This window comes from Microbacterium sp. (assembly GCF_035277845.1).
Classification (GTDB): domain Bacteria; phylum Actinomycetota; class Actinomycetes; order Actinomycetales; family Microbacteriaceae; genus Microbacterium.
Genome location: NZ_DATEJS010000238.1, coordinates 1 through 6,892, shown reverse-complemented (window position 1 = coordinate 6,892; position 6,892 = coordinate 1). Strand labels below are relative to the sequence as shown.

The following is a 6,892-nucleotide window of genomic DNA, read 5'->3' as shown; positions in this document are numbered from 1 at the left end:
GCGCGGCCACACCAACTGCTGCGAGAAGCACCAGACGCTGGGCGTCCACTGCGACGGCGGGCTGCGCCCGCGCTTCCTGGTACCGGCCGTGCGCGCACCGTCGTCGCGGTCGACCCGTCCGAGCCGATGCTCGCGCAGCTGCGGCGGGTGTGCCCGGGTGTCGACGCCCGGATCGGCACGGCCGAGGACATCCCGCTCGAGGATGCCGCCGTCGACGTCGTCACCGTCGCGCAGGCGTTCCACTGGTTCGATCGGGATGCCGCGTGCGCCGAGATGCGGCGCGTGCTCCGGCCGGCCGGTGCGATGGCGCTGGTGTGGAACGTCACCGATTCGGACTGCGCGTGGGACGTCGCCTGCGGGCACATCGCCCACCCGCACCTCGAGGGACCGGTGCCCGACCAGCGGGTCGATCCGGAGTTCGACGACCTGCCCGGCTTCGCCCCGGTGCGCTCGGCGTGGGTGCGCTGGGCCGAAGACCTGCCCCGGGCCGACTACCTGCACCGCTGGGCGACGGTCAGCTCGATGCTGATCGCGAGTCCGGAGGAGCGCGCGGACCGCCTCGCGCGCATGGAGGCCGTGCTGGATGCCGACCCCGAAACGCGTGGGCGGACGGTGCTGCACCTCCTGACAGCCACCCAGGTGCTCGTCTACCGCCGCGCCTGAGCCACCGCGTTTCGTCTCGGTCGCTGCGCGCCCTCGCTCAACGACCGGGGGTTCGCTCGCGCCGGAAACGTCTCGGAAAAAGGTTGGTACTTGGTGTTGCCAAGTACCAGTGCTCTGTGACACTATGTAGTGGTAGTCAGCAACACCGAGTACTGAGAGGAGGGCGACATGGGCAAGCAGCAGACCGAGATGCTCAAGGGCGTTCTCGAGGGCATGGTCCTCGCGATCCTCGCCGAGCACCCGGCGTACGGGTATGAGATCACCACCCGTCTGCGGGACCTCGGATTCACCGACATCGTCGAGGGCACCGTTTACGCGCTGCTCGTGCGCATCGAGCAGAAGGGCCTCGTCGACATCGAGAAGGTGCCGAGCGAGAAGGGCCCGCCACGCAAGGTCTACACCGTCAATCGCGACGGCAACGACCAGCTCGAGGAGTTCTGGACCACCTGGAATCTCCTCGCCGACCGCATCGCAACACTTCAGCCGAAAGGAAACTGACATGGCCAGCTGGATCGAGACCCTCACCGGATCCCTGGAGCAGAAGAAGCAGTACAAGCAGCAGCAGGCGCGCATCGAGGCGATGCCCGAGCCCTACCGCTCGGCGGCCAAGGCGTTCCAGCGCTACTTCATGTATTTCGGGCAGATCCCCGACGGGGACACGCTCATCAAGATGGGCGAAGACCACGTCGAACTCTGGGAGCAGGCCGTCGCCGACCAGACCCCGATCCGCGAGATCGTCGGCGACGACCCCGTCGACTTCGCCGAGTCGTTCGCGCAGGCCTACATGGGCAGGCAGTGGATCGACAAAGAGCGTGCCCGCCTGACGAAGGCGATCGACGAGATCGCGTGAACCCACCACCATCACGGAACGGGAGACCACCATGAACTCCACGTCGAACCCCGCCATCAGCGTGCGGGGACTCGAGAAGTCGTTCAAGGAGGTGACGGTGCTGCGCGGCGTCGACTTCGACGTCGACCGCGGCAGCATCTTCGCCCTCCTCGGCTCCAACGGAGCCGGCAAGACCACGGCCGTGCGCATCATGGCGACCCTGCTGAAGGCGGATGCCGGAAGCATCGTCGTCGACGGCTTCGACGTCGCGTCGCAGGCAGGCCGGGTGCGCGAGGCGATCAGCCTCACCGGCCAGTTCGCCGCCGTCGACGAGATCCTCACGGGTCGCGAGAACCTCGTGCTCGTCGCGAAGCTGCGCCACCGGAGCAACCCCGGGCGCATCGCCGACGACCTGCTCGCGCGCTTCGACCTGACCGAGGCCGGCGGGCGCCGGACGTCCACCTACTCGGGCGGCATGCGGCGGCGACTGGACATCGCCATGAGCCTCATCGGGCAGCCGTCCGTCGTGTTCCTCGACGAGCCCACCACGGGTCTGGACCCGCAGGCCCGGCTCGAGGTGTGGGACACGGTCAGGCAGCTCGCGGCGTCCGGCACGACCGTGCTGCTGACCACGCAGTATCTCGACGAGGCGGAGCAGCTCGCCGACCGCATCGCGATCCTGCACCGCGGCCGCATCATCCAGAACGGCACGCTCGCCGAGCTCAAGGCACTGCTGCCCCCGGCCGAGGTCGAGTACGTCGAGAAGCAGCCCACCCTCGAAGACGTCTTCCTGACGCTCGTCGGCGACGACGGCGCCGAAATCGTGGAGGAATCATGAACACGCACTTCTTCGCCGACACGGCGGTGCTCACCGGGCGCTCGCTCAAGCACATCACCCGCAGCCTCGACACGATCATCACGACGACGATCATGCCGATCGGATTCCTGCTGCTGTTCGTGTTCGTGTTCGGCGGGGCGATCAAGTCCGGGTCGAGCAACTACACCACCTATCTGCTGCCCGGCATCCTGCTGATCACGGTCGCCTCGGGCATCGCGTACACGTCGTACCGCCTCTTCATGGACCTGCAGGGCGGCATCTTCGAGCGCTTCCAGTCCATGCCGATCGCCCGGTCGTCGGTGCTATGGGCGCACGTGCTCACCTCGGTGGTCTCCAACATGGTGTCGGTCGCCGTGGTGGTGCTCGTGGCGCTGCTCATGGGATTCCGCTCCGGCGCGGGTCTCGCGGCGTGGCTGGCCGTCGGCGGCATCCTCGTCGTCTTCACCCTCGCGCTCACCTGGCTCGCGATGATCGCGGGACTGTCCGCCAAGACGGTGGACGGCGCCGGGGCGTTCGCCTATCCGCTCATCTTCCTCCCGTTCGTCAGCTCGGCGTTCGTGCCGACCGCGACCATGCCCGGGCCGGTGCGGTGGTTCGCCACGTACCAGCCCGTCACCTCGATCGTCGACTCGATCCGCGCGCTGTTCACGCAGCAGCCGGTGGGCGGTGCCCTCTGGGTCGCGCTCGCCTGGTGCGTGGGACTGCTCGTGGTCGCCTCCGTCGTCTCGATGGCGATCTACCGCAAGCGGTTCGCGTAGCGCGCCCGGTCCGAAGCACCGTGCGTTTCGGCTCCCCTTCGCCGCTCGACGACCGATCGGCGAAGGGGAGCGCGGGAGGCGGAGCGCATAGGATGCTTCGGTGAAGCGCATCGCGACGGCCGACATCGACCTGCAGACGGCAGCGTCGGTCGACCTCGTCTTCCAGATCGCGGTGCGCACCGACACGGCCCGGGAATCCGAGTCGCTGACCTTCGTCCAGAACGGGGTCCCGCGGGAGCCGACGGTGCTCACCGCGGCCGACGGAACGCGCTTCCACTGCCTGCGCAGTGACGAGGGGCTGCTGCAGGTGCGGTACGCCGCCGGCATCCACCCGACCGAGACCCCCGTGGAGACCTCCACGCTCGAGCTCATCCAGTACGTGCGCCCGAGCCGCTACTGCGAATCCGACGCCCTGTTCGGGCAGGCACGCCGTCAGTTCCGCGGCCTCGGCGGTGCGGAACTCGTGCAGGCCGTCTCGGACTACGTGCACGAGTCGCTCACCTACACCTGGGGGAGTTCCACCGGCACCGACAGTGCGGTGACCGTGCTCGCCAAGGGGCAGGGCGTCTGCCGCGACTTCGCGCACGCCGTGATCGCGCTGCTGCGGGCCATGGACATCCCGGCCCGCTACACCGCCTGCTACGCACCCGAGCTGGACCCGATGGACTTCCACGCCGTCGCGGAGGCCTACCTCGACGGCGCCTGGCACGTCATCGACGCCACCCGCCTGTCGAACCGGCACGGCCTCGTGCGCATCGCCACGGGGGCGGATGCCTCCGACTGCGCGTGGCTCAGCTATCACGGCGGTGCGGTGTCGCTGCAGTACATGTGGGTGAACGCCTCCAGCGACACCGAGCTGCCCCCCGACGATCATTCGGGTCTCGTCCAGATCGCGTGAACGGGCGGCCCGTAGACTGGTCCGTCTATGGATCCTGAAGCCCTCTCCGTCGCACTGCTCTCCGTCATCCGCCCGCTCGCGGAAGAGCGACGTCCCGGCGCGATCGACGGGCTGACGGCATCCGACCTGGTGCTCGACCGGCCCAAGAACCGCGATCACGGCGACTGGTCGTCCAACGCCGCGCTCAAGCTCGCCAAGCAGCTGGGGGCGAACCCGCGCGAGTTCGCCGCGCAGATCGCCGACGCGCTCGCCGCCACGCCGGGCGTGGCCAGCGTCGACGTCGCGGGACCGGGCTTCATCAACATCCGCCTGGATGCCGCCGCCGCGGGCTCCCTCGCGAAGACGATCGTCGATGCCGGCGAGGCGTTCGGCACCAACGACTCGCAGGCCGGCCACGTCGTCAACCTCGAGTTCGTGAGCGCCAACCCGACCGGGCCGATCCACCTGGGCGGAACCCGCTGGGCGGCGGTCGGCGACTCGCTCGCCCGCATCCTCACCTCGCAGGGCGCGCACGTCACCAAGGAGTACTACTTCAACGACCACGGCGCGCAGATCGACCGGTACGCGCGCAGCCTGGTCGCCAGCCACGAGGGCCTGCCGACCCCCGAGGACGGCTACGGCGGGGCGTACATCGCCGAGATCGCCGCCCGCGTCGCGGCCGCGTACGACGGCGACCTCGACGCGCTCAGCGCCGAGGACCGCCAGGAGGTGTTCCGCGAGATCGGCGTCGAGCTCATGTTCGACGAGATCAAGCAGACCCTGCACGCGTTCGGGGTCGACTTCGACGTGTACTTCCACGAGAACGACCTGCACACGTCCGGTGCCGTCGGCCACGCGGTCGATCGCCTGCGCGAGCTCGGCCACATCTACGACCAGGACGGCGCCGTCTGGCTGCGCTCCACCGAGCTCGGCGATGACAAAGACCGGGTCATCATCAAGTCCGACGGCAACGCCGCGTACTTCTCCGGCGACCTGGCCTACTACCTCAACAAGCGCGAGCGCGGCTTCGACCGCTGCATCATCATGCTCGGCGCCGACCACCACGGGTATGTGCGCCGCATGATGGCGATGTGCGCCGCGTTCGGCGACGAACCCGGCGTGAACCTGCAGATCCTCATCGGCCAGATGGTCAACCTGGTCCGCGAGGGTCAGCCGGTGCGCATGTCCAAGCGCGCGGGAACGGTCGTGACCCTCGACGACCTGGTCGAGATCGTCGGGGTGGATGCCGCCCGCTATGCGCTGGTGCGCAGCTCCGCCGACTCGAACCTCGACATCGACCTCGACGTGCTGCAGAAGCGCACGAACGACAACCCGGTGTTCTACGTGCAGTACGCGCACGCCCGCACCCACAACGTGGGACGCAACGCCGCGGCATCCGGCGTGGACCGCTCCGAGTTCGCGCCCGAGTTGCTCACGCACGAGACCGAGTCGGCGCTGCTGGGTGCCCTGCAGGAGTTCCCGCGCGTCGTGGCCTACGCCGCCGAGGTGCGCGAGCCGCACCGCATCGCCCGCTACCTGGAGGAGCTCGCCGGGCTCTTCCACCGCTGGTACGACAACTGCCGCGTCATCCCGCTGGGAGACGCCCCGGTCGAAGCGGTGCACCGCACGCGCCTCTGGCTGAACGATGCGACCGGGCAGGTGCTGCGCAACGGCCTCGCGATGCTCGGCGTGAGCGCCCCGGAGCGCATGTAACGGAAGGGAACCGGATGACTTCGACGGATGCGTCCCGCCGCCGGCGCCGCTGGCCCTGGCTCGTCGCGCTTCTCGTCGTGGCGGGGCTGCTCGTCGCCGCCTGGTTCCTCGCGGACTCGGTCGCGCGCGATGTTGCGACGTCCGCTGTGCGCACGGCCGTCATCCAGAAGCTGAGGCTGCCCGCCGACCAGAAGGTCGACGTGGACATCGAGGGCATGGTGATCCCGCAGCTGATCGAGGGCACGTTCCACGACGTCCGGGTCGCGAGCGACGGCGTGCCGGTCGGCGGCACCACCGCCGACGTCACGGTGCGCCTGAACGACATCGAGTACCGCGGCGACACCCCCGGGAAGATGGCGTCGGGGAGCGCCGTGGTGACGGTCGGGCAGCAGCAGCTGCGCAGCCTCCTCGACGGGGCGGACGGCATCCCCGCCTCCTCCCTGGTACTGAGAGCGCCGCACGTGACCGCGTCGACGAAGGTCACGGTGTTCGGCACCGCCGTGCCGATCGGCATCGCCATGACACCGACCGCGAAGGCCGGTGCGCTGGTGCTGCGCCCCGATTCGTTCACCGTCGGCTCCGCCCGGATGACCGCCGCCGCGCTGTCCGGCCGCTTCGGATCGCTCGTCGACGGCATCACCCGCTCCCGCAGCGTCTGCATCGCGAACAGGCTGCCCGCGGGCGTCTCGCTCACGGCCGTGAAGGTCTCCGGTGCGAGCCTGGTCGCCGACCTCGCGATCGACGGCGACCTGGCTGTCGACAGCGCGCTGCAGCAGAAGGGCTCCTGCTCGTGACCAAGGACGACGAGCTCCACCCGAAGACGCGGCCCATGCCGGCCGCGGAGGAACCGGCGCCGACCGAGCCGCTCGCCCCGCTGCCGGTGACCGTGCCGCTGCCGGCGAACGTGCCGCCGCATCCGGGCGGCGTGCCCGCGGATGCCGGCGAGCCGACCCAGCCCATCTCGGCCCTCGGCTCCGACACGAAGCTGCCGCCGCAGAAGCGCCCGGCCACGACGCGCCCGAAGCAGCTGGCGTGGTCGAACCTGCCCAACTCCGAGCCGATCCCGCTCGGCGCCGTGGCGGGCGGGATCGACGTCACCGGGACGCATCCGACCCTTCCACCGGCCAGTTCCGTGTACACCGGCGCCGTCCCCGCCGCACCTGCGGCCCCGGGACCTGCGGCGCCGACGGCCCCGGTCACCGCCGCGTCCGCGG

At 69.8% G+C, this 6,892-nt stretch carries 8 protein-coding genes and 1 pseudogene; all 9 read left to right on the top strand.

Features of this window, described 5'->3' with window-relative positions; translation table 11 throughout:
* On the top strand, window positions 1–663 hold a 663-nt coding region (locus VJR25_RS10450), incomplete at its 5' end, for a class I SAM-dependent methyltransferase (protein WP_324114911.1).
* Between the two features lie 168 nt (window positions 664–831).
* Window positions 832–1,161 carry a PadR family transcriptional regulator gene (locus VJR25_RS10445; RefSeq protein ID WP_324114910.1) on the top strand — a complete coding sequence of 110 codons (330 nt, stop codon included), beginning with the start codon at window positions 832–834 and terminating at the stop codon, window positions 1,159–1,161.
* A 1-nt stretch (window position 1,162) separates the two neighbouring features.
* Complete coding sequence (locus VJR25_RS10440) at window positions 1,163–1,513, top strand: DUF1048 domain-containing protein (protein WP_324114909.1); 351 nt, start codon at window positions 1,163–1,165, stop codon at window positions 1,511–1,513.
* A 31-nt stretch (window positions 1,514–1,544) separates the two neighbouring features.
* Complete coding sequence (locus VJR25_RS10435) at window positions 1,545–2,330, top strand: ABC transporter ATP-binding protein (protein ID WP_324114908.1); 786 nt, start codon at window positions 1,545–1,547, stop codon at window positions 2,328–2,330.
* The gene (locus VJR25_RS10430) at window positions 2,327–3,088 is read left to right on the top strand and encodes an ABC transporter permease (RefSeq protein WP_324114907.1); all 762 of its coding nucleotides are present in this window, start codon (window positions 2,327–2,329) and stop codon (window positions 3,086–3,088) included. Before VJR25_RS10435 ends, VJR25_RS10430 begins: the two co-directional genes overlap by 4 nt.
* Before the next feature lie 100 nt (window positions 3,089–3,188).
* A complete protein-coding gene (locus VJR25_RS10425; protein WP_324114906.1) occupies window positions 3,189–3,986 on the top strand; it encodes a transglutaminase family protein in 798 nt (265 codons plus the stop codon).
* A 27-nt stretch (window positions 3,987–4,013) separates the two neighbouring features.
* Window positions 4,014–5,678 (top strand): arginine--tRNA ligase, encoded by a 1,665-nt coding sequence (argS, locus tag VJR25_RS10420; protein ID WP_324114905.1) that lies wholly within the window; start codon window positions 4,014–4,016, stop codon window positions 5,676–5,678.
* A gap of 14 nt (window positions 5,679–5,692) precedes the next feature.
* Window positions 5,693–6,472: an LmeA family phospholipid-binding protein gene (locus tag VJR25_RS10415; RefSeq protein ID WP_324114904.1), complete on the top strand. Its 780-nt coding sequence runs from the start codon at window positions 5,693–5,695 to the stop codon at window positions 6,470–6,472.
* Window positions 6,469–6,892, top strand: a pseudogene (locus VJR25_RS10410) (hypothetical protein); the annotation flags it as partial. The gene VJR25_RS10415 and the pseudogene VJR25_RS10410, both read left to right, overlap by 4 nt.

Excerpts from the sequence above, each read along its gene's own strand:
- VJR25_RS10445 (WP_324114910.1), top strand. The coding sequence starts at position 832 with ATGGGCAAGCAGCAGACCGAGATGCTCAAGGGCGTTCTCGAGGGCATG.
- VJR25_RS10440 (WP_324114909.1), top strand. The coding sequence starts at position 1,163 with ATGGCCAGCTGGATCGAGACCCTCACCGGATCCCTGGAGCAGAAGAAG.
- VJR25_RS10435 (WP_324114908.1), top strand. The coding sequence starts at position 1,545 with ATGAACTCCACGTCGAACCCCGCCATCAGCGTGCGGGGACTCGAGAAG.
- VJR25_RS10430 (WP_324114907.1), top strand. The coding sequence starts at position 2,327 with ATGAACACGCACTTCTTCGCCGACACGGCGGTGCTCACCGGGCGCTCG.
- argS (WP_324114905.1), top strand. The coding sequence starts at position 4,014 with ATGGATCCTGAAGCCCTCTCCGTCGCACTGCTCTCCGTCATCCGCCCG.
- VJR25_RS10415 (WP_324114904.1), top strand. The coding sequence starts at position 5,693 with ATGACTTCGACGGATGCGTCCCGCCGCCGGCGCCGCTGGCCCTGGCTC.